The organism is Sphingomonas palmae, assembly GCF_900109565.1.
GTDB classification, from domain to species: Bacteria; Pseudomonadota; Alphaproteobacteria; order Sphingomonadales; family Sphingomonadaceae; genus Sphingomonas; species Sphingomonas palmae.
Genome location: NZ_FNZZ01000001.1, coordinates 471,092 through 490,427, shown reverse-complemented (window position 1 = coordinate 490,427; position 19,336 = coordinate 471,092). Strand labels below are relative to the sequence as shown.

Here is a 19,336-nt window from a genome sequence, read left to right as displayed (position 1 = left end):
CCATGCGGTGCTGCCTCTTAACGGCGGGCAACAGGACTGATAGGTACGGCCGGGACGATGCCGACCAAGATCACCGACCTTCCCGACAATCCGCCCGTCGGCGTGCTCGATGCGCCGTTCGACAGTGCATTGTCCGAGCGTTACCTCGTTTATGCGCTTTCGACGATCACGGCGCGGTCGTTGCCCGACGTGCGCGATGGTCTGAAGCCGGTGCATCGACGTTTGTTGTGGGCAATGAGGCTGTTGCGGCTCGATCCTGCGGCCGGGTACAAGAAGTGCGCGCGCGTCGTCGGCGACGTGATCGGCAAATATCACCCGCACGGTGACCAGTCCGTCTATGACGCGATGGTGCGCCTGGCGCAGGACTTTGCGCTTCGTTACCCGCTGGTCGACGGGCAGGGCAATTTCGGCAATATCGACGGCGATAATGCCGCCGCCTATCGCTACACCGAGGCACGGCTGACGCAGGTCGCGATCGACCTGATGGATGGTCTCGACGAGGACGCGGTCGAGTTCCGTCCCACCTACAATGGCGAAGAACAGGAGCCGGAGCTGTTCCCGGGCGCGTTCCCCAATCTGCTCGCCAATGGCGCGGCAGGGATCGCGGTCGGCATGGCAACCGCGATCCCGCCGCACAACGCGGCCGAACTGCTCGACGCGGCAGTGATGCTGGTCGACACGCCCGAGGCGAGCGACGCTGACGTGCTCGCGCTGGTGAAGGGACCGGACTTCCCGACCGGGGGACTGGTGGTCGATCCGCAGGCGGCGATCACCGAGGCCTATGTCACGGGTCGAGGCGCGTTTCGCGTGCGGGCGCGCTGGAGCGTGGAGCGGGAAAAGGGCGGCACCTGGCAGATCGTTGTCTCGGAAATTCCCTACGGCGTGCAGAAGGGCAAGCTGATCGAGCAGATCGCCAGCCTGATCAACGACAAGAAGCTGCCGATCCTCGCCGACGTGCGTGACGAGAGCGACGCCGAGGTTCGCCTGGTGCTGGAACCGCGCAGTCGCACGGTCGACGCGCAGGTGTTGATGGACGGGCTGTTCCGCCTGTCCGATCTCGAAACGCGCGTGCCGCTCAATTTGAACGTGCTCGACAAGGACCGCACGCCGCGCGTCATGTCGCTGCGCGATGCGCTCGCCGCCTGGGTCGAGCACCAGTTCGTCGTGCTGCGGCGCCGGACCGAGCACCGACTGGGCAAGATCGCCGACCGGCTGGAGTTGGTCGGCGGCTACATCATTGCGTTCCTCAACCTCGATCGCGTGATCGAGATTATTCGCACTGAGGACGAACCGAAGGCGGTGATGATTGCGGAGTTCGCGCTGACCGATCGGCAGGCCGAGGCGATCCTCAACATGCGGCTGCGCAGCCTGCGCCGGCTCGAAGAGATGGAACTGAAGCGCGAGCAGGCCAGTCTCGAGAAGGAACAGGCCGACCTGACGCTTCTGCTCGGCAGCGAGGCGCGGCAGCGTACGCGGCTGAAGCGCGATTTCGGGCGCGTTCGCGCGCGCTACGGCCCGGACACGCCACTCGGGCATCGTCGCACCGCGATCGAGGAAGCGGCTCCCACGCGCGACATTCCACTAGAGGCGATGATCGAGCGCGAGCCGATCACCGTAATCCTGTCGGAGCGCGGCTGGATCCGCGCGATGAAGGGCCACGTCGACCTCTCCGCGCCGGAGACGATGAAGTTCAAGGAAGGCGACGGCCCTGCCTTCGCCTTTCATGCGCAAACGACCGACAAGCTGCTGCTCGCCGCGGCGAACGGACGCTTCTACACGCTTGCCGCCGATAGATTGCCGGGCGGGCGCGGTTTCGGCGAGCCGGTGCGTGCGAGCATCGATCTCGACGGCAGCGTCGGCATCATCGCTTTGTTCCCAGCGCGCGGCGCGGACCGCCTGTTGCTGGCGGCGACCGACGGGCGTGGGTTCGTCGTCAGCACCGCGGATACGGTTGCGGAAACCCGCAAGGGAAAAAATGTCATGACGCCGCGCGCGGGCGCGACGCTGTCGGTCGTGCGCGCAGTGGCGGCAGACGACGATTACGTCGCGGTGATCGGCGATAATAGAAAACTACTCGTCTTTCCGCTCGCCGAACTGCCGGCGATGGCGCGCGGGCAGGGCGTTCAATTGCAGCGTTACCGCGAGGGGGGGCTGGCCGACGCCAAGACCTTCGTCTTCGCGCAGGGGCTGAGCTGGACGATGCGTGGCGAGGCCAAGCGCACGCGGACCGAGGTCGATCTGAACGCGTGGCGAACGGCGCGTGGGGCTGCGGGTCGCATGCCGCCGAACGGCTTCCCCCGCGACAATCGATTCTGACGAACCAGGGTCCGGCATAGAGGCGGGATCGGCTCCTTATCTTAAGGTAAGTCGGTCTTAATCGTTGCCCTATATGAACATCGGTGATGGTCCGCGGTCTGTCATCTGTTGCGCGAAGCGGGGTGCTTCACCTCACGCCGCCTGGCCTTTCGCCCGCGGAAGGCGCGCTGGAACTCGTCCCCGTGCCATTGCTGATGGCGTCGTTGCGCGGAACGCAGGTCGTGCACGAATCGGCGAACAAAGCGTTTGTGCGGGCGCAGATCGGTGCACGCAGCAGCCTCGACCCAATCATCCGCGAATTCCTGCTGAGCGAGGCAGCGAAGGCGGAGCACGAGTGGCAGTCGGGAGGCGAGGTCGAGCGGCGGTATTTCCGGGTTTGCCTGTCGCGCGTGACGCTGCGTAACGAACCGGTTTGTATCGTTTCGCTGGTCGATCAGACCGCGGAAGTCCGTACTGAAGAGACGCTACGGCGTGAGATGACGACCGACTCGCTGACGGGACTGCCAAACCGCAGCGGGTTTACCGACGCGCTCGACGGCACGATCGCGAGCGATGGTGCGCGATGGGCAGTGTTGATGGTCGATCTCGAGCGGTTCAGTCGCATCAACGCGTGCCTCGGCAGCATGGCGGGCGACGAGTTGCTGATCACCGTTGCGCGCCGGATCAAGGGTGCGTTGCGCGCGCGCGACGTGCTGGCGCGTACTGGCGGTGACGAGTTCGGCATCCTGCTCGCGATCGACGAGCGCGACGACGAGGCGCAGCATGTCGCCAAGCGACTGCAGGCAGCGCTCGCCACGCCGTTCCGGCTGAGCGAGTACGAAATACGCGTGACCTCCGCGATCGGTATCGCGTTCGGCGACGCGCAGGTGCGCGAGCCCGAAGACGTGATTCGTCACGCTCAGGTCGCGATGAAGAAGTCGAAGTCGAGCAAAAAGGCCGAGGCATATCAGACCCGGGCCCTCGATTCGGCGCGCGCCGAGTTCGCGATGGAAACGGCGCTTCGGCGCGCGATCGACAATGCCGAGCTGACGCTGCGCTACCAGCCGATCTGCAATCTCGCGACCGGCCGCGTGGAGAGTTTCGAGGCCTTGGCGCGCTGGACCGACGAACATGGCGTCCAGCACCAACCGTCCGACTTCATCCGCGTGGCGGAGGAGTCGGGGCTGATCGTGCCGCTCGGCCGCTGGGCGATCGATGCGGCACTAGCGACGCTCGCCGGATGGGACCGCCGCGGTGACGCGAGCCTGAGCGTCAAGGTCGGCGTCAACGTGTCGCCGATCCAGCTTCAGCGCGACTCGGTGCCCGACGTGGTCGAATACGCACTCGCGGCCTCCGGAATGGCGGGCGACCGCTTGAAGCTGGAATTGACCGAGAGCGCGCTCATCACCGAACCCGTGCGGATGGCGCGGATGCTCACCGCGCTGAAATCACTTGGCCTGACGATCGCGATGGACGACTTCGGCACCGGCTTCTCGAACCTGGCGTCGTTGCAGAAATTGCCGATCGATGTGCTGAAGATCGACCGCAGCTTCATCACCGGGATGTTGGCTGACCGCGACAAGATCGCGATCGTACGCGCGATTCTGAGCCTGTCGCAGGCGCTGAGCATGCGAACCGTGGCCGAGGGAATCGAGACGCACGACGTCGCGCAAACGCTCGCGGCGCTCGGATGCCACTCGGGCCAGGGTTATGCCTTCGCGCATCCGCTGGAGGCCGAGGACGCCTACGCGTTTCTGCTGACGCGCAACGGCTAGCGCTGGTCGGCGAGGACCGCCGCGACCTCCTCGTCGGCGATCAATGCCGTGCGCGTGCGGTCCGGGAAACCTTCCGCGATCCAGCGCGCCTCGATCCGTTTCAGCGTCCGCGCGACCAGCGGTCCCTTGCTCAAGCCTCGCGATACCAGTTCACCTCCGCCGATGGGCAGTGCGGGCGCGTTCCATCCTACTAGAGGCGAAACGTCGTCGCCGGCGAGCAGCAGACGATCGAGCGCGCTCTGCGCGCCGTGGCGAAAAGCGAGGCCGTGCGGTCCCTCGTGTCCTACACCGGCGTTCGCAAGCACCAGTCGCTTGCGGTCGTTGTTGCTCAGCTTCAATCGGGCACCGACGCTCTCGGCTGCTTCAGCGGGCAACAACGCTGCCAGACGGCGGATCGCATCGGGCGCGACACCGTTCGCGCGCTCGCGATCGGCGAGCTCAGCCAGTCGCCGCACGCCCGAGGCGTTGATCTCGGGCAGAATGGGGCGGAAGATGCCGCGTTCCTGCATCAGTTCAATTACCGGAACCGCCGAACGCGCAACCAGCAGCTTGACCAGCTCTGCCGCGACACGCTCTCGGCTGAGCGCCATGAGGTCGTTGGCACGCGCGACACAGGCATTCAGGTCTTCCTCGGCGATCTGATCACCGAAGCGGGCATGGAAGCGGAAGAAGCGCAGGATGCGAAGATGATCCTCCGCAATCCGGCGGTAGGGATCACCGATGAAGCGAACCCGGCGTTCTGCTAGATCGGCTAGCCCGCCAAACCAATCGTAGACCCGACCATCGAGCGGATCGGCGTAGAGCGCATTGATCGTGAAATCGCGCCGCGCCGCATCTTCCCGCCAGTCGTTGGTGTACGCGACCACCGCGTGGCGACCGTCGGTAGACACGTCGCGGCGCAGGGTTGTCACTTCCACGACCGTTCCCGACGACACCGCGGTCACTGTTCCGTGTGCGATGCCGGTCGGGATCGCCTTGATCGCCGCGGCCTCAAGGCGCCGCACCACCTCGTCAGGTGAATGCACGGTCGCCAAATCGAGATCATGCACGTCGAGGCCGAGCAGCGTGTCGCGCACGGCGCCACCGACGAAGCGCGCCTCACCGGCCTGGGCACCCAGGACGCCAGCGAGCCGATCGAGCCCCGGACGCTCCCGCCACTGGGCAAGAGGCAGGACCAATCCCGTCATCCCGTCCATCGCAGCCGCTGCATCAGGTTGACGATCATCCCCGCGGTCGCGCCCCAGATCCGTCGATCCTCCCACGTCATCTCCCAATAGGTTCGCTGCTCCCCCTGCCACTCGACCGTTCGTTGCCGGTGGTTCGAAGGGTCGAGCAGGAATCTCAACGGCACCTCGAACACGCTCGCGACTTCGCCTTCGTTAGGGTGCAGCGGCAGGTCCGGCGCGACGACGCCCACTACCGGCGTGATCGAATAGCCGGTGCCGGTCCGGTATAGATCGGTCGGGCCGATCACCGAGACCGCCGAACGCGGTAGTGCTACCTCTTCCTCCGCCTCGCGCAGTGCTGCGGTGATCGCATCTTCGCCAGGATCGAGCCGACCACCGGGAAAAGCGACCTGACCCGCGTGCTTGCGCAGCGTTTCGGTACGCTGGGTCAGGATCACGCCCGGCTGCGCACGATCGGTAACGGCGATCAGCACCGCCGCGGCCGTCAGCATGTTGTGCGCTGGCAGGTCGTCGCGATCTCCCGACAGCAGCTCGACCGTGTGCGATGATACTAGCGCCTTCGCGAGCCGGGTAGCCAGCGACGGCAGGACAGGGGCGCTGCTCACTTTACTGTTCAGCGGGCGCGATCGGGAAGAACGCGCCATTGCTCCATATCCCCAGCGGTTTGCCGTCAACGGCGAGTGCGAGTTCCGCGAGCTCATAGTAGATCGCGCGCGAAATCAGCGCCTCCAGCCCGCCGCGAACGTGGATGTAGGGGTGGGGTCCATCGGCGCGTTCTTCGATCCGCAGCGGGTGTTCGGTAGAGGCGGTGACCACATCGCCGGTGTTGAGGCGGAAGGCGAGCACCTGCGCATTGCCCGAACCTTCGACCTTCATCTCCACCGCGACGAACGGCGCGTCCTCGACTTCGATATCAAGCTTCTCGACTGGTGTGACGAGCACGTATCCGCCATCCGGCTCGCGTCGCAGGATGCGGCTGAACGCGCGCACCATCGCCGCGCGCCCGATCGGCGAGCCTTGATGAAACCAGCTGCCGTCGCGCGCGATGCGCATCTCGCTGTTGCCGCAATGGTCCGGGTTCCAGCGCTCTACCGGCGGCAGACGATCGCTGTCCGCCAGTCGCGCGATGTCGGCGACGGTCAGCGTATCGAAGTCGGGGAGCGGGGCCATCGGCATGATCGATCAGGTAGGGGTACGCCGCCTGCTGGTAAAGACACGCGTGTGATCAGCTGTTCGTCAACGCCCGCGGCATGATTGTTCCGCTGGCGTCGGGTACGCTCAACCCGCGTGCGAGCAGCCGGTGGCGCTCGACCGGCCCGGGCAGGCGCCACGCCGCGGTGCGCTCCGCCGAGAAGCCGAAGAAACGCGCGTAATATTCCGGGTCGCCGATCAGCATCAGCGCGGCGCTTCCGGGCACCATGCCGGCTTCGTTCGCATCAAGCGCGGCGTTCATCAGTCGGCGGCCAATACCTTCTTGCTGGTATGCGGGAGTGACCGCGACCGGACCCATCAGTGTCATCGGAACGCGCTCGCCGTCCGGCAGGTCGGGGACGAACCAGATTGGCCAGCACTGAATGGTGCCGACGAGCGAGCCGTTGTGGATCGCTGCAAAACTTATTCGAGGAAGCGCGACGGTCCCTGAACGGAGCGCGTAAGCAGTGCGGCGATGACGATCGGTACCGAAGGCGCGGTCGAGCAGTTGCTCGACAGCCTCGGGCTCAACATCACCAATCGGCACCAGTTCAATCATCCGCTATCCCTTGATCCCCCGTGTAGGCAGGCGCCGCGCCCCTTACTCAAGCGCCCGGCGGAGGCAAGTGGTGCGCGCGCGTCGCGCCGGGGCAAGACCCAACTGGCGCAATCGGGACACGTTGGCTAACGGCCGCTGCCATGAACGACACGCTCGAACTCGAGGTTCACGACCTCGAAGTGCCCGTCCTGACCGGCATCTATTCCGAAGAAACGCACCTGCCGCAGCCGCTGCGGATCTCGCTTACCGTGCTGCTCGACGCGCCCGCGCATTTCTCGCCCGACACACCGCTGTCGGCGTCCAAGAACTATCTCGACCTCAAGCACGCCGCGACGGCGGCGCTGGAGAGCGAAGGGCATTTCACGCTAATCGAGGCGGTGGCTGATCACATCTGCGAGACGCTGTTCCTGCAGGATACACGGGTGCAACGCGTCAAGGTCAAGATCGTCAAGCTCGCGATCGCCGAGGCCGGCGAGGCGATCGGGATCACGCTGGTACGTCACCGCCGTTAACCCGCGCCGCCGCACCGGCGCGACAGGCGCCGAGCTGCTGCATGACAAAGGCGTAGTCCTCGCGCGCGTGCGCCGCTTCGCTCTCCTCGAGCGCGGCAGTGGCGTTGTCGGGCAGCGCTCGCGGCAGGAAGCAGGCGAGGCGATACCACAGGAGCGTATCACGCGCGGGTGCGGTCGCGTTCTCGTCGATGACTTCGCTCAGCGCGATCGACCATCGCGGCTGTTCACCCGGCCGCCGAAGGACCGAGATCGCGGCAGGGCGATTATTCTTCGTCAGTAGGAAAACCTGCGTTTCACCTTCTCCGGGCAGGCTGCCGGGCACGTAGAAGGCGCTTTTGACGCCCGTGACGATCGGCGGCGCGTCCGCGCTCACCGCATCGGTCGCGATGCGGCGGGTCAGCGCGTCGGCCGCGGGCGACCACGGCCGCTGCGCGTCCTTGGCCACCAATTGCACCTGATCGGGACGATTCGCGACCGGGCGCGCGAAGGCGAGCACGCGCTGCTTCTTGAGCGCGGGCGCGCGTCCGCGCGCGTCGAGCGGTACGTCGACCAACCATCCTACCCGCGCCGGTATTGCACCGCTGCCGCGCACGAGTGTGCCGACATCGCCCTCGACGTAGAAGCGTGCTGCGTTCGGCGCGGCGCCGGCTGCCTCTTCACCCTTGATTCGCGTCGCTGACCGGATCGTCGCGTCGAGGATCAGCGGACTGTCCACGATCAGGTCGGCGAAATCGGCGTAGGACAGGCCCGATGATACCGCGACTCCGACAACGTTGACAGGACCGGCGGAACCGGGTGTCTGTGTGGTCGCGGGTGCGAGCGTGCTTAGAACGAGCGGAACGGCGAGGAGGTTGAGTGGCTTACGGACAAACATGGCCCATCAATACGCCTGCGGTGATGAACGAAACAGAAATTAATCTGTCATCGCACGCTTGTACGTTTCTTGCGCCCGACAAAGCGTTTGCGTCGCTTCCGGTGCCGCGATAGAAACCGTGACGCTACGGCCTTCCCGACAGGGGAGTGTCGTGGGGTGTTTTCGACGGTCGGGTTTGTCCGACCGCCCAACAGGGCCGCAGGATGAGGGAGTTTCGTTGCTGAATGGCCTATTCTGACCAGAAGATGAGCGGGAGCAAGGTCACCGCCTTGGTGATCGTGGCATTGGTCCACCTTGCTCTCGGCTACGCCTTCGTGACCGGCCTAGCGACCAACTTCGTGAAGAAGCAGGTCGAGAAGCTGAACACGTTCGACGTGGAAGAGCCGCCGCCCCCGCCGCCGGATGAGCCGCCGCCCCCGCCGCCCGACATTCCCATGTCGCCGCCGCCGGTCGTCTCGCCGCCGCCGATCGTTCGTAACCCGAACCCGCCGCCGGTCGTGATCAACACGACGCCGAACCCGCCGCCGGTTTACGTGCCGACGCCGGTCGTCGCACCGCCTGCGCCGCCTGCTCCTGCTCCTGCTCCGCCGGCTCCGCCGGTCGTCAGCAAGGCTGCTGGTGCAAAGGGCAACCCCGCGGACTGGATCTCGACGGACGATTATCCGCCGAGCTCGATCCGTGCGGAGGAAGAAGGCACGTCGGTGATCGCGTGGACGATCAACGCGCAGGGTCGCGTTGAGAATTGCCGCACGACCTCGTCGAGCGGTTCAAGCGCACTCGATCAGGCAGCATGCCGTGCGATCACGCGGCGCGGACGCTATTCGCCCGCGACCGATGCTGCCGGCAATCCCATCGCGACCACGGCGACGCGCCGCGTGGTGTGGAAGCTGCCGCAGAATTGATAGCGTTCAGGACAACCGAGCTTAGCTAGTTAGAGGGAATACCACCGCATGATCATCAACATCCTGGCCGCGGGTGGAACCGCGGCCGCAGAGAACCAGTTCGGTCTTCAGCAGGCGCTGAAGGAAGGCGGCATCATCTCGCAGTCGGTCTTCACCATCCTGGTGCTGATGTCGGTTGTGTCGTTCTACATCCTGTTCTCGAAGCTGTTCGAGCAGCAGAAGATCATGAACCAGGCCAAGCGCATGCGGCAGGGTTTCTGGTCGTCGAACTCGCTGCGCGAAGGCTCGGCGAAGCTGGAGAAGAACTCGGCCTACAAGCAGCTGGTCGACGACGGCCTCGCCGCACAGGACCAGCACGCACAGCTGACCGACCCGGTCGAGGCGCATGACTGGCTGCACGGTTCGCTCGCGCGTTCGGAAGCGGCCATCAACTCGAAGCTGGGCGGTGGTCTGGCGTTCCTCGCGACCGTCGGCGCGACCGCACCGTTCATCGGTTTGTTCGGCACCGTGGTCGGCATCTACCGCGCGCTGATCAAGATCGGCGCTTCGGGCGATCCCTCGATTGACAAGGTCGCGGGCCCGGTCGGTGAGGCGCTGATCATGACCGCGCTCGGCCTGGTCGTCGCGGTTCCGGCCGTGCTCGCCTACAACTGGCTGCAGCGTCGCAACAAGTCGATCGCGGAGGACCTGTCGGCCTTCTCGAACGACGTGCTCGGCTTCCTCGCCTCGAACGGCAAGGTTCGTCCGTCGATCGGCAACGCCGCTGCCACCAAGGCGCCGGTGAAGCCGGCTGGTGCGACCGCCACCGCCGGTCAGGCAGGTGGCGTGCAGACTCGCGCGTAAAAGAAAGAGGGTGGGGGATCGTGCCGGTGCGGCACGGTCCCGCCGCCTGTCCGGCGGGCCTATTGCCCGAACGGACGGAGAATAGGAAAGCCTGACATATGGCGATGAGCGTTGGTGGCGATGCCACCGAGAAACCTCTTTCGGACATCAACACGACGCCTCTCGTGGACGTCATGCTGGTGCTCCTCATCATCTTCCTGATCGCGGTTCCGGTCGCGATCCAGACGGTCAAGGTGAAGCTGCCGAACGTCCGGTTCGATCCGACCACGACCAAGCCGGAGAACGTGTCGCTCTCCATCACCTCGGACGCGTCGGGCGCGTGCAAGGTCTACTGGGGCGTCGCGCCCGTCACGCAGCAGGAACTGCTCGACCGTGCAGTCGCCAAGCTGAAGACAGAGATCGCGCGTCAGGGTGGCCCGAACGCCGCCGGCTTGGAACTGCCGGAAGCGCACATCCGCGGTGACGTCGACACGCCGTGGCACTGCATCGGCGGCGCCATCTTCAACATGCAGCAGGCGGGTTTCGCGCGCGTCGGCTTCATCTCGCAGCCCGGCGTCGGCGCCGGCGCCTGACACCCGGCAAGAGGAGTAGCTTTTATGGCAATGAGTGCTGGGAGCGACGACGGCGAACCCATGATGGACATGAACACGACGCCGTTGATCGACGTCATGCTCGTGCTCCTCATCATGTTCATCATCACGCTGCCGATCCCGACGCATGCGGTGAAGGTCGATCTGCCGGTCAACGATCCCAATGCGGTCAAGCCGCCCGTCGACCCGATCAAGAACAAGATCGCGATCGACGCAGCCGGCACGATCACGTGGAACGGTGCGCCGGTGAACGACACCACGCTGCGTCAGTATCTCGATACGTCGGCGGCGATGACCCCGGAGCCGGAGCTTCAGTTCCAGCCCGACCGCAATTCGCGCTACGAGGTGGTCGACAATACGCTCGCCATCATCAAGCGCTCGGCGGTGACCAAGCTCGGCTTCGTCGGCAACGAGCAATATTACAAGGATTTCTGATCGCGGCTCTCGCCTGATCGGATGATCTGGACAGGGCGGGTACTCCAAACAGGAGTGCCCGCCCTTCGTTTTTTCTACGGCACGTAGAACTACTTGCGAATTGGATTTAGAAAGGTGCTTGCGGCGACAATCGTGTCGCACGCATCCCCGATAAGAGGCTTTTCCGATCGGGTGGAGCGCCTTAGATCGAACCGCAGACGGGCTGGGGTGTCCTCAGTCGCTTTGCAGAGCCGCATATCAGCTTTCCGCTGACCCGCATAAGTGCGCATCAGAGCTTCTGATATTGGTCAGTGCAGCCAACCTCCAGGCACTCGCGGCAGGCGAAGACCGCATCGTCTTCGCCATCACGCGTAACGCTGCTCAATCTGGCCAGATGATGCTCGATTAACCGTGCGCCACGACTGCCGCCTGAGACGGTTCAGGAAGCGACGGCGCTGCTTTGCCGCATAGCGCAGGGCTTAAATGCCCCTTCTATCGGTGCGAGATGATGCTTCTATCTCACCGAGTCTGTTCTGCACTGTTCCTCTCCTTGACACGATCACAAATGTGGCTTGCTTGCCCGTCGCAAAAGTGAAATGAAGGTGTCACAAAAGTGAAACGCTTAGGAGACGGTCATGCGCAGTTGCTCGATGTTCCTCGCGGCCTTGATGGTGGCAACCCCGGCGCTCGCGAAGGATCGCACCGGCTACACGGCAATCGCAGCGGGAAACCTGTCGCAGGCGGAAGCCACCCTGTCTGCAGAACGCGCGATCTTCCCGCGTCGTCCGGAAGTGCTGCTAAACCTTGCAGCCGTTTATGCGCGGACCGATCGGGTTGCGCAGGCACGGACGCTCTATAACGACGTGCTCGCATCCGAGCCGGTGTCGCTCGATCTCGCGAATGGCGGCGCTACCTCTTCGCACGAGGTTGCGCAGCGCGGGTTGGCGAGGCTCAGCACGACGGTCGCATCGCGCTGACACGTAGTTTTTAATCTAGCCGTCGTTTTCGGCCGCGGGACCGAGCGGCAATCGCGTCAGAGTCGCGGCAGTGTCACGCCGCGCTGACCCATGTATTTACCGGCGCGGTCGGCGTAGCTGACCTCGCACGGTTCGTTGCCCTTCAGGAATAGGAACTGGCACGCGCCCTCGTTGGCATAGACCTTCGCCGGCAAAGGCGTAGTGTTCGAGAATTCGAGCGTTACGTGGCCCTCCCAGCCGGGTTCCAGCGGCGTCACGTTGACGATGATGCCGCAACGGGCATAGGTCGATTTGCCGAGGCAGATGACCAGCACGTCGCGCGGCACTCGGAAATACTCGACCGTCCGAGCCAGGGCGAAGCTGTTCGGCGGAATGATACAGACGTCGGTCTTGCGATCGACAAAGCTGTTCTGCGCGAAGTCTTTCGGATCAACGATCGCATTGTCGACATTGGTGAAAATCTTGAACTCGTCGGCGACGCGAGCGTCATAGCCGTAGGACGACAGACCGTAGCTGATGCACGCGTCTCGGCGCTGCGCCTCGACGAACGGCTCGATCATGCCATCCTCGATCGCGCGCTCGCGAATCCAGCGGTCGGATTGGATAGACATGGCGTGACACTCCCGAAACGTCCGCTCTGTCGCGTGCCCCGCTAGGCGACGCAAGGGGGAGTTGTGGATAGAAACCCCGCGGGTCGGCATCACTCAGGCGCTACGCCGGTGGCTAGTCAGAGCCTGAGATCGGCACTTCCGAGTTGAAGCCGTCGGTGCAGGATTGCGTAATGCTGATCAGCGATCGCTTCGGCCAAATTGTTGGTGCTAACGATACACTGCGAAGAGCGGCGGCCTCGCGCTTGATGCAAAGCTCAGCGCTTTGTGCGAGGATACCGGATTAGTGCTGAGAGCCCGCTTCTCGACGTACGCTGCCCAGCGATTGCTGATCCGCACCGTGATACAATCGACTTCTTGGTGCTGCAGGTTTCGAGAGAGCGTGAGGCAGACGGTGTGAAGGTATGCGAGATATACCACTTTGAAGGGGCTGCACTATGCAGCGGCATTTTGTCGGCGATGTTGCGACGTAGTGGCGATTGGCAAGGACATGCGGACCCGGATGGCAGGTGCGCTTCATCGCTCTCTCAATAGTTTCAACGCTAATTCGTGTTGAGTGCTAACGCCCGCGCGGCAGCGTGATCTCTGCGCAGAGGCCTCCGCCATCGCGATTGCTGAGCGCGATCTGCCCTCCGGCTTCCTCCACGATCGCGCGTGCCAGCGCGAGGCCGAGACCGATGCCGCCCGTGTCACGATTGCGTGAAGTTTCCAGCCGCGTGAATGGAGCGAATACGTCAGCGAGGCGCTCGGCCGGTATGCCGGGCCCGCGGTCCGCGACCGAGATCACGATCAGCTCGGGGCCGGGCCGGAGCGTTACCTCCGCACCGTCGGCGTATTTGATCGCATTCTCGATCAGGTTCCGGATGGCGCGGCGGATCAGCGACGGGCGCAGGCGAATGCGCAACCGCTCCGCTTCCTCGAAGTTCACGTCGGCGCCGAGATCGCGAAAATCCTCCACTACTGCGTCGACTAGCGCGGCGAGATCGACCTCGGTCACCGGCTCGCTGGGACGACCGAGGCGAGCAAGCGACAGAATGTCGTCGAGAGTCCGGTTCATTTCCGCGATCGTGTCCACCATCCGCGCGCGATCCTGTTCGTCCTCGACCGACTCAATGCGGACGCGAAGGGCGGCGAGCGGGGTGCGAAGGTCGTGGCCAATCGCGCCGAGCATGCGATCCTTCTCATCGAGCATTGCGGTGACGCGAAGCCGCAGGCCGTTGAATGCCGCGGTGACCGCACGCACGTCGGAAGGGCCGTGCTCGACGATCGGCGTCGGAGACACGCTGGGATCGAAATCATGCGCGGCGGAGGCGAGCGCGCGCAAAGGGCGTGAAATGCGGCGCGCGATCCACAGCACCGCCGCGAGCATGACGATGTAGAGGATCAGCGTCTGCGCGAACAGGCGCCAGAAGATGTAGCCGCCGCCGCCCGGCCACGGCGCCACCACCGACAACCAGCCGCGGCCCGGTTGCTCCACCGCGATCAGCAGGCTCTGACCATCGCGACCAAGCCGCAGGTCGCGCTCATCCGGATGAAGCGGCGCTGGCTGCAGTCCGGTGTCGATCCGGCCGACGCGCAGACCCAATTCACTCAATTGCTCGCGCAGCTCGCTCGAAACTTCGGGATGGCGGGGCAGGTCGGACGGGATCGGATTGGCGGCGACGCGGCGCACGCGACCTCGGTCGGGGCTGAGCGTCCGTCCGGCCTGCTCGCGTTCCAGCGCGTCGACGATTCGCGTCGCTACCGGGCGAGTCGCCTGCGCCAGACGAAAGTTCGCCCGGTCGCGGAGCACCAGCGTGAAATTGATCGCCTGCGCGAGGAACAGCGCGATTGCCACCAGCAGCGCCATCTGCCCCGCGAGACTCTGCGGCCAGCCCGGCCGCCAACGCGCGCGTGCGATGCTCAAAGCCGGGTGACTTCGGCCGACAGCGCGTAACCGCCACCCCACACCGTCTTGATCAACTCGGGATTGCGCGGGTCGGGTTCGATCTTCTTGCGTAGCCGGCTGACCTGATTGTCGATCGCGCGGTCGAACGCGGCCGCCTCGCGCCCTTGCGTGAGATCGAGCAACTGGTCGCGCGTCAGCACCTGTCGGGGACGTTGGACGAGCGCGAGCAGGAGATTGTATTCGCCGGTCGACAATGCCACCGACACGCCTTCGCGGTCGACCAGCGCGCGCTCGCCCGTCTTGAGAACCCAGCCGGCAAAGGCGTAGGCGCCCGCGTCCGGCGCGTGCTGCCGCGTTCCGCCCGCAGCGGTACGCCTGAGCACGACTTTGATTCGCGCGGCGAGTTCGCGCGGGGAGAACGGCTTCACGACGTAATCGTCCGCGCCCATCTCCAATCCGACGATCCGGTCGGTTTCCTCGCTCCGTGCGGTAAGCAGGATGACCGGGGTCTCGCTCGTCTCGCGAATGTGGCGGCACAGCGACAATCCGTCCTCTCCCGGCATCATGATGTCGAGGATGACGAGGTCGATCGCGTAAGCGGTGAGGCGTGCACGTGCTGCCTCTGCCTCGCCCACCTGAGTGACGCGGAAGCCCTGCTTGGTGAGATATTGTGCCAGCGGCTCGCGGATCGAACGTTCGTCATCGACGAGCAGCAGGTGAGGGATGTCGGCCATATCCGCGACATCTGACATGTTTGGCCGCTCCTGTGAAACGCGGACGCGCCGGGTGGCACGAAGCGCCCGGCCCTCTTGCTTATTGCTGCTCGTCGCTGGGAGGTGCACCCGGTCGATCGTCGCCGCCACTCATACGTGCTCGCATGAGCAGGCGCATGGCCTGCATCTCCTGCGCATCCACCCGCCCGTCATGATTGGTGTCGGCACGGTCGAACATCCTGAGCGCGCGGTCGCGGAATGCCTGCTGAGTGAGTGGTGGCCGTGCACCACCTCGGCGGTCCGGTGCGCCGGTGGCCGAGGTCGGGGGCGTGCGATCTGACCGACCTTCTGCACCGTCGCCTCGGCCGCGAGCTTGTTGGGCGGCGCGCATCTCATCGCGGCTCACCGTGCCATCGCCGTTGGTGTCCATCGCGGCGAAGCGCCGATCCGCGTCGGCGATGACCTCCTCGCGTGTCACGATCCCGTCGTGATTGGCATCGGCGCGCATCAGGCCACCGCCGCGCATCCCGCCGCCAGGCGGGGGTGGCACGACGCCGGCAGCCGGCGGAGCAGGGGGCATCTGCTGCGCGACGGCTGCCGCACTCGCTCCGGCGCAAATTATCGTTGCACCGAGCACGGCGGCACCAATACGGTTCTTCATCGATCGACCCTCAGACGCGGGCGGCCTGCCCGCCCCGTGCTGATCACCTAAGTTGAGCGTGTCGCACCTCTTTGTCGCGCCGGCCCTGTTTTGTCGCGAAATATGTCGGCTAACCGAACAGCGCGACTGACTGCATCTGCTCGGCCACCATCTCGCCGTGCGCGTTCCAGATGCCCATCTGCTGCGACGATGACCCCGCGCGGGCATAGTCGGCGTCGGAGCGGAGCAACCACCAGCCATCCTCGGTCGTCGGGGCCGGGCCGAGCACGTTGAGCATCCACGTCATCGAACTCATCGGCACGTTGCGGCCGAGCAGCCGTAAGGCGGCGGGCGGCAGACAGTCTCCGACCGCGATCAATTCGACCATCGGATCGATCCCGTCGCGCTCATTCAGGCGGGTCCAGCGCAGCCATTCGGCGGGCTTTAGGTCAGGCGCCTCGCGCTGGTCGAGGAACTCGAAATTCTGCGTGAACGGCACCCGCGGATGACCTTTGAAGGTCGTGTCATCGGGGTTGGGTCGGGCGAAGTCGGGAACGGTGGTCGTCTGGTAATCGACCTCGCTTTCGATCGCGCGCATGAACACGAAGGTACAGCGCAACCCTAGACCCGCCTCGCTCTCGATGTCGGCCTGGATGAAGGCGGCGTTCTTGCCCCGACGCAGCTTGTGCGTGGTGACCATGATCGCACCCGACAGCGGCCCGATGAAGCTGACCTGCGCCGAACGCAGTGGCGGCAGATCCGCCTCCGACTGCATGGCGCAGTGAAGCGCGATCGCGGCCGACAGTCCGCCGTAAGCGGTTCGCCCCTGCAACCAGCCGTCGGGGATCGTGCCCCGCCACGCCGTGGCGTCGTTCATCGGCTCGAGTGCAGCGAGTACCTGTTTGAGCGTCGTCATGCGAAGTCCCCCGCGGCGAGCCGGTCGCGCAGCTCGCGCTTCAACACCTTGCCGATCGCGCTGCGCGGCAGTTCGTTGCACTGGTACAATGCCGACAGCCGTTGCGTCTTTCCGAGCCGCGCGTTGACCGTGGCGAGCACTTCCCCCGTGCCGGTTTTCGCGTTTTCGCGGGGCACGTAGAAGCCAACCGGTGTCTCGCCCCATTGCTCCGACGCGACGCCGACGACGGTACAGTCGGCGACCGCGGGGTGTTCCGCCAGCTCCGCCTCGATGTCGGACGGAAAGATGTTGAAGCCCCCCGAGATGATCATGTCTTTCTTGCGGTCGGTCAGGGTGAGGAACCCGTCGGCGTCGAAGCGACCGACGTCGCCGTGGCGGATGAAGCGCTGACCTTCGGGCGAGATCCACGTCGCGTCGGCCGTGGCCTGTTCGCGCCCGTGATAGCCGCTCATCATCGCGCCCGAACGACCGACGACCTCGCCCATCTCGCCCGCGGCGACCTCACGACCATCATCGTCGATCAGGCGAATGTCGTGTCCTGGCAGCGGTCGCCCAACGGTGTGGAGCTTGTCCGGATGCTCACTCGCGTTCAGCGCGCAGGTGCCTCCACCCTCGGTCATGCCGTAATATTCCACCAGCAGTCCCGGCCAGCGCGCGACGACATCGCGCTTCAGCGCTGCGCTGAATGGTGCTGAGGTGCAGGTCTTGAACCGGAACGACGACAAGTCGAACCGGTCGAAGTCGGGCAGCGCCATGATGCGCTGGTACTGTACTGGCACCAACATGGTGTGGGTCGCGCGGTAACGCTCCGCGAGCGTGAGGTAGGCGTTCGCGTCGAACTTCTTCATCAGCACGACGCTGCCGCCCCAGCCGAGCGTCGGCAGAAAGCTGACCAAGGTCGTGTTCGAGTAGAGCGGCGTCGCGATCAGCGTCACGGCAGTGTCGAACCCGGCGACTGCGTTGCGCGACAAATGCTGCCAGCGCATCGCGTGGCTCTGCACGATCCCCTTGGGCGTGCCGGTGGTGCCCGACGAGTAGATGATGTTGAAGCCGTCCTCGGGGCCGACCTCGACCAGCTGCGGCTCGTTGTCAACGGATGCGAGCCAGACTTCGAGATGATCGAGCAACACCACCTCGGCAGCCAGCCTCTGCTCGATGAGCGCGTCCGCATTGGCGGCGTCTAGGAAGACGGTCCGCGCACCGCAGTCCGCGATCATCGCCGCGATCTGATCGGGTGTCGCCGAGGGCTGGATCGGTGCGGCGACGGCACCGGCGCGAAGTGCGCCCAGGAAGACCAGTGCCTGCCCGACGCTCGGGTAGGCAACCGACGCCACCGCCTGTCCGGGCCGTGTCCCGCCGTGCTGCAACGCGGCCGCCACGCGGTCCATCAAGCGATCGAGCTCGCCGTAACTGACCTGCGTCTCATCGTCCGCGATCGCCAGCTTGTCAGGCTGGCGCCGCGCGTGAACGCGGATCAGGTCACTCAGCGTGCCGAACTCCTGTGCAAGCAGGCTAGCGGTATCTTGCTCTTCGCTCATACGCGCATGCGCTAGGCGAACCGGTTGACGAATGCCATACGCGTTGTTCGAAAACGCGGTGGAGGCAGATGTGATGCAGGGTTCGGTGGCGATCGTGACGGGTGGTGGTACCGGGATCGGAGCGGCGACGGTGCGGCGGCTGGCGGCGCGCGGTGTGTCGTGCGTGATCAACTACGCCTCCAGCCGCGATGATGCCGAAGCATTGGCGTACGAGGTCGGGCATGGCGCAATCGCGGTGCAGGCGGACATCGTGGAAGACGCAGCGTGCCGCGAGCTTGTCGCCGCTGCGATCGATCGCTTCGGACGCGTCGATTTCCTCGTCAACAACGCAGGCCGCACCAGGTTCGCGGCCCACGAGGACCTCGACGCGCTCGACGCCGCCGACTTCGTCGACGTCTATCAGCTGAACGTCATTGCCGCGTTTCAGATGATCCGCGCTGCCGCGCCGGCGCTGCGCGGGAGCGCGCAAGGGGCGATCGTCAACGTCGCCAGTGTCGCGGGCGTGTTCGGGATCGGCTCGTCGGTCGCCTATGCAGCCTCCAAAGGCGCGCTGATCACGATGACGAAAAGCCTGGCACGGGTCCTGTCGCCAGTGATTCGCGTCAACGCGGTGGCGCCGGGCTACGTCGGCACGGGCTGGTTCGAGAAGCGGCTTGGTGAGGAAGGCTTCGCGAAACTCAACGCCAAGGTGGCTGCCGCGACGCCGATGGCGCTCGCGACTGGTCCTGACGAGGTCGCGACCCCGATCGAGATGCTGCTCGACCCGGCGATGCGCGCGATCACCGGCGAGGTGATGCTGGTCGATGCCGGCGCGCACCTCGACGTAGGGCTCAGTCGACGACCGGGTCGGGAGAACTGACCGATCGCGCGCTTCGCGCTTTGCACTACGCCGCGATTATGGCATGAGCACGAGC

At 65.2% G+C, this 19,336-nt stretch carries 20 protein-coding genes; 9 read left to right on the top strand and 11 right to left on the bottom strand.

Going from position 1 to position 19,336, the window contains the following annotated elements; all coding sequences use genetic code 11:
• Window positions 1-57 precede the first annotated feature (57 nt).
• Both parC and BMW51_RS02360 read left to right on the top strand, forming a co-directional pair.
• Entirely contained in the window at window positions 58-2,316 is a 2,259-nt protein-coding gene (parC, locus tag BMW51_RS02365) for a DNA topoisomerase IV subunit A (protein WP_093002938.1), read from the top strand.
• Between the two features lie 194 nt (window positions 2,317-2,510).
• Entirely contained in the window at window positions 2,511-4,070 is a 1,560-nt protein-coding gene (locus BMW51_RS02360) for a putative bifunctional diguanylate cyclase/phosphodiesterase (RefSeq protein ID WP_245708280.1), read from the top strand.
• Here BMW51_RS02360 and BMW51_RS02355 read toward each other — a convergent pair.
• Genes BMW51_RS02355 through BMW51_RS02340 form a run of 4 tightly spaced genes read right to left on the bottom strand, consistent with a single transcriptional unit; the run spans window position 4,067 to window position 7,007 of the window.
• Window positions 4,067-5,257 carry a CCA tRNA nucleotidyltransferase gene (locus BMW51_RS02355; RefSeq protein WP_093003822.1) on the bottom strand — a complete coding sequence of 397 codons (1,191 nt, stop codon included), beginning with the start codon at window positions 5,255-5,257 and terminating at the stop codon, window positions 4,067-4,069. The genes BMW51_RS02360 and BMW51_RS02355 overlap by 4 nt on opposite strands.
• The gene (locus BMW51_RS02350; protein WP_245708240.1) at window positions 5,254-5,862 is read right to left on the bottom strand and encodes a CoA pyrophosphatase; all 609 of its coding nucleotides are present in this window, start codon (window positions 5,860-5,862) and stop codon (window positions 5,254-5,256) included. The genes BMW51_RS02355 and BMW51_RS02350 overlap by 4 nt, the downstream gene beginning before the upstream one ends.
• 1 nt (window position 5,863) lies before the next feature.
• On the bottom strand, window positions 5,864-6,433 hold the full coding sequence (locus BMW51_RS02345; protein ID WP_093002932.1) for a DUF1285 domain-containing protein: 570 nt from the start codon (window positions 6,431-6,433) through the stop codon (window positions 5,864-5,866).
• A 49-nt stretch (window positions 6,434-6,482) separates the two neighbouring features.
• Entirely contained in the window at window positions 6,483-7,007 is a 525-nt protein-coding gene (locus BMW51_RS02340) for a GNAT family N-acetyltransferase (protein ID WP_093002930.1), read from the bottom strand.
• Window positions 7,008-7,147: 140 nt separating this feature from the next.
• Between BMW51_RS02340 and BMW51_RS02335 the strand changes: the two genes are divergently transcribed.
• Window positions 7,148-7,519: a dihydroneopterin aldolase gene (locus BMW51_RS02335; protein ID WP_093002928.1), complete on the top strand. Its 372-nt coding sequence runs from the start codon at window positions 7,148-7,150 to the stop codon at window positions 7,517-7,519.
• On the opposite strand, the gene BMW51_RS02330 is transcribed toward BMW51_RS02335, so the two are convergent.
• A complete protein-coding gene (locus BMW51_RS02330) occupies window positions 7,494-8,393 on the bottom strand; it encodes a hypothetical protein (RefSeq protein ID WP_245708239.1) in 900 nt (299 codons plus the stop codon). The two genes, BMW51_RS02335 and BMW51_RS02330, sit on opposite strands and share 26 nt — an antisense overlap.
• 224 nt (window positions 8,394-8,617) lie before the next feature.
• On the opposite strand from BMW51_RS02330, the gene BMW51_RS02325 reads away from it, so the two are divergent.
• From BMW51_RS02325 to BMW51_RS02305, 5 genes are all read left to right on the top strand, one after another.
• Window positions 8,618-9,295, top strand: coding sequence for an energy transducer TonB (locus BMW51_RS02325; protein WP_093002926.1), 678 nt, complete (start codon window positions 8,618-8,620; stop codon window positions 9,293-9,295).
• Between the two features lie 48 nt (window positions 9,296-9,343).
• Entirely contained in the window at window positions 9,344-10,138 is a 795-nt protein-coding gene (locus BMW51_RS02320; protein ID WP_093002924.1) for a MotA/TolQ/ExbB proton channel family protein, read from the top strand.
• Window positions 10,139-10,236: 98 nt separating this feature from the next.
• Complete coding sequence (locus BMW51_RS02315) at window positions 10,237-10,710, top strand: ExbD/TolR family protein (RefSeq protein ID WP_093002922.1); 474 nt, start codon at window positions 10,237-10,239, stop codon at window positions 10,708-10,710.
• A 24-nt stretch (window positions 10,711-10,734) separates the two neighbouring features.
• Window positions 10,735-11,163, top strand: a complete 429-nt coding sequence (locus tag BMW51_RS02310; RefSeq protein WP_177171484.1) for an ExbD/TolR family protein — start codon at window positions 10,735-10,737, stop codon at window positions 11,161-11,163.
• A 629-nt stretch (window positions 11,164-11,792) separates the two neighbouring features.
• Window positions 11,793-12,119, top strand: coding sequence for a tetratricopeptide repeat protein (locus BMW51_RS02305; protein ID WP_245708238.1), 327 nt, complete (start codon window positions 11,793-11,795; stop codon window positions 12,117-12,119).
• A gap of 56 nt (window positions 12,120-12,175) precedes the next feature.
• Here the strand turns inward: BMW51_RS02305 and dcd are convergent, their stop codons facing one another.
• The 6 genes from dcd to BMW51_RS02275 all read right to left on the bottom strand — a co-directional run bounded on the left by dcd (window position 12,176) and on the right by BMW51_RS02275 (window position 18,422).
• On the bottom strand, window positions 12,176-12,730 hold the full coding sequence (gene dcd, locus BMW51_RS02300; RefSeq protein ID WP_093002916.1) for a dCTP deaminase: 555 nt from the start codon (window positions 12,728-12,730) through the stop codon (window positions 12,176-12,178).
• Between the two features lie 556 nt (window positions 12,731-13,286).
• Window positions 13,287-14,576: a sensor histidine kinase gene (locus BMW51_RS02295; protein ID WP_093003818.1), complete on the bottom strand. Its 1,290-nt coding sequence runs from the start codon at window positions 14,574-14,576 to the stop codon at window positions 13,287-13,289.
• Window positions 14,577-14,629: 53 nt separating this feature from the next.
• Window positions 14,630-15,349 carry a response regulator gene (locus BMW51_RS02290; protein ID WP_093002914.1) on the bottom strand — a complete coding sequence of 240 codons (720 nt, stop codon included), beginning with the start codon at window positions 15,347-15,349 and terminating at the stop codon, window positions 14,630-14,632.
• Between the two features lie 79 nt (window positions 15,350-15,428).
• Window positions 15,429-15,854, bottom strand: coding sequence for an EF-hand domain-containing protein (locus BMW51_RS15985; protein WP_218139356.1), 426 nt, complete (start codon window positions 15,852-15,854; stop codon window positions 15,429-15,431).
• A gap of 244 nt (window positions 15,855-16,098) precedes the next feature.
• A complete protein-coding gene (locus BMW51_RS02280) occupies window positions 16,099-16,884 on the bottom strand; it encodes a thioesterase family protein (RefSeq protein WP_093002910.1) in 786 nt (261 codons plus the stop codon).
• Window positions 16,881-18,422, bottom strand: coding sequence for a class I adenylate-forming enzyme family protein (locus tag BMW51_RS02275; protein ID WP_093002908.1), 1,542 nt, complete (start codon window positions 18,420-18,422; stop codon window positions 16,881-16,883). Before BMW51_RS02275 ends, BMW51_RS02280 begins: the two co-directional genes overlap by 4 nt.
• 73 nt (window positions 18,423-18,495) lie before the next feature.
• Here BMW51_RS02275 and BMW51_RS02270 point away from each other — a divergent pair, with 73 nt between their 5' ends.
• Window positions 18,496-19,281 (top strand): SDR family NAD(P)-dependent oxidoreductase, encoded by a 786-nt coding sequence (locus BMW51_RS02270; protein WP_093003816.1) that lies wholly within the window; start codon window positions 18,496-18,498, stop codon window positions 19,279-19,281.
• Window positions 19,282-19,336: the final 55 nt, after the last annotated feature.

Coding starts and splice junctions, on each gene's coding strand:
- parC (WP_093002938.1), top strand. CDS start 58: ATGCCGACCAAGATCACCGACCTTCCCGACAATCCGCCCGTCGGCGTG.
- BMW51_RS02360 (WP_245708280.1), top strand. CDS start 2,511: ATGGCGTCGTTGCGCGGAACGCAGGTCGTGCACGAATCGGCGAACAAA.
- BMW51_RS02355 (WP_093003822.1), bottom strand. CDS start 5,257: ATGACGGGATTGGTCCTGCCTCTTGCCCAGTGGCGGGAGCGTCCGGGG.
- BMW51_RS02345 (WP_093002932.1), bottom strand. CDS start 6,433: ATGCCGATGGCCCCGCTCCCCGACTTCGATACGCTGACCGTCGCCGAC.
- BMW51_RS02340 (WP_093002930.1), bottom strand. CDS start 7,007: ATGATTGAACTGGTGCCGATTGGTGATGTTGAGCCCGAGGCTGTCGAG.
- BMW51_RS02335 (WP_093002928.1), top strand. CDS start 7,148: ATGAACGACACGCTCGAACTCGAGGTTCACGACCTCGAAGTGCCCGTC.
- BMW51_RS02330 (WP_245708239.1), bottom strand. CDS start 8,393: ATGTTTGTCCGTAAGCCACTCAACCTCCTCGCCGTTCCGCTCGTTCTA.
- BMW51_RS02325 (WP_093002926.1), top strand. CDS start 8,618: ATGGCCTATTCTGACCAGAAGATGAGCGGGAGCAAGGTCACCGCCTTG.
- BMW51_RS02320 (WP_093002924.1), top strand. CDS start 9,344: ATGATCATCAACATCCTGGCCGCGGGTGGAACCGCGGCCGCAGAGAAC.
- BMW51_RS02315 (WP_093002922.1), top strand. CDS start 10,237: ATGGCGATGAGCGTTGGTGGCGATGCCACCGAGAAACCTCTTTCGGAC.
- BMW51_RS02310 (WP_177171484.1), top strand. CDS start 10,735: ATGGCAATGAGTGCTGGGAGCGACGACGGCGAACCCATGATGGACATG.
- BMW51_RS02305 (WP_245708238.1), top strand. CDS start 11,793: ATGTTCCTCGCGGCCTTGATGGTGGCAACCCCGGCGCTCGCGAAGGAT.
- dcd (WP_093002916.1), bottom strand. CDS start 12,730: ATGTCTATCCAATCCGACCGCTGGATTCGCGAGCGCGCGATCGAGGAT.
- BMW51_RS02295 (WP_093003818.1), bottom strand. CDS start 14,576: ATGGCGCTGCTGGTGGCAATCGCGCTGTTCCTCGCGCAGGCGATCAAT.
- BMW51_RS02290 (WP_093002914.1), bottom strand. CDS start 15,349: ATGGCCGACATCCCTCACCTGCTGCTCGTCGATGACGAACGTTCGATC.
- BMW51_RS15985 (WP_218139356.1), bottom strand. CDS start 15,854: ATGCGCGGCGGTGGCCTGATGCGCGCCGATGCCAATCACGACGGGATC.
- BMW51_RS02280 (WP_093002910.1), bottom strand. CDS start 16,884: ATGACGACGCTCAAACAGGTACTCGCTGCACTCGAGCCGATGAACGAC.
- BMW51_RS02275 (WP_093002908.1), bottom strand. CDS start 18,422: ATGAGCGAAGAGCAAGATACCGCTAGCCTGCTTGCACAGGAGTTCGGC.
- BMW51_RS02270 (WP_093003816.1), top strand. CDS start 18,496: ATGCAGGGTTCGGTGGCGATCGTGACGGGTGGTGGTACCGGGATCGGA.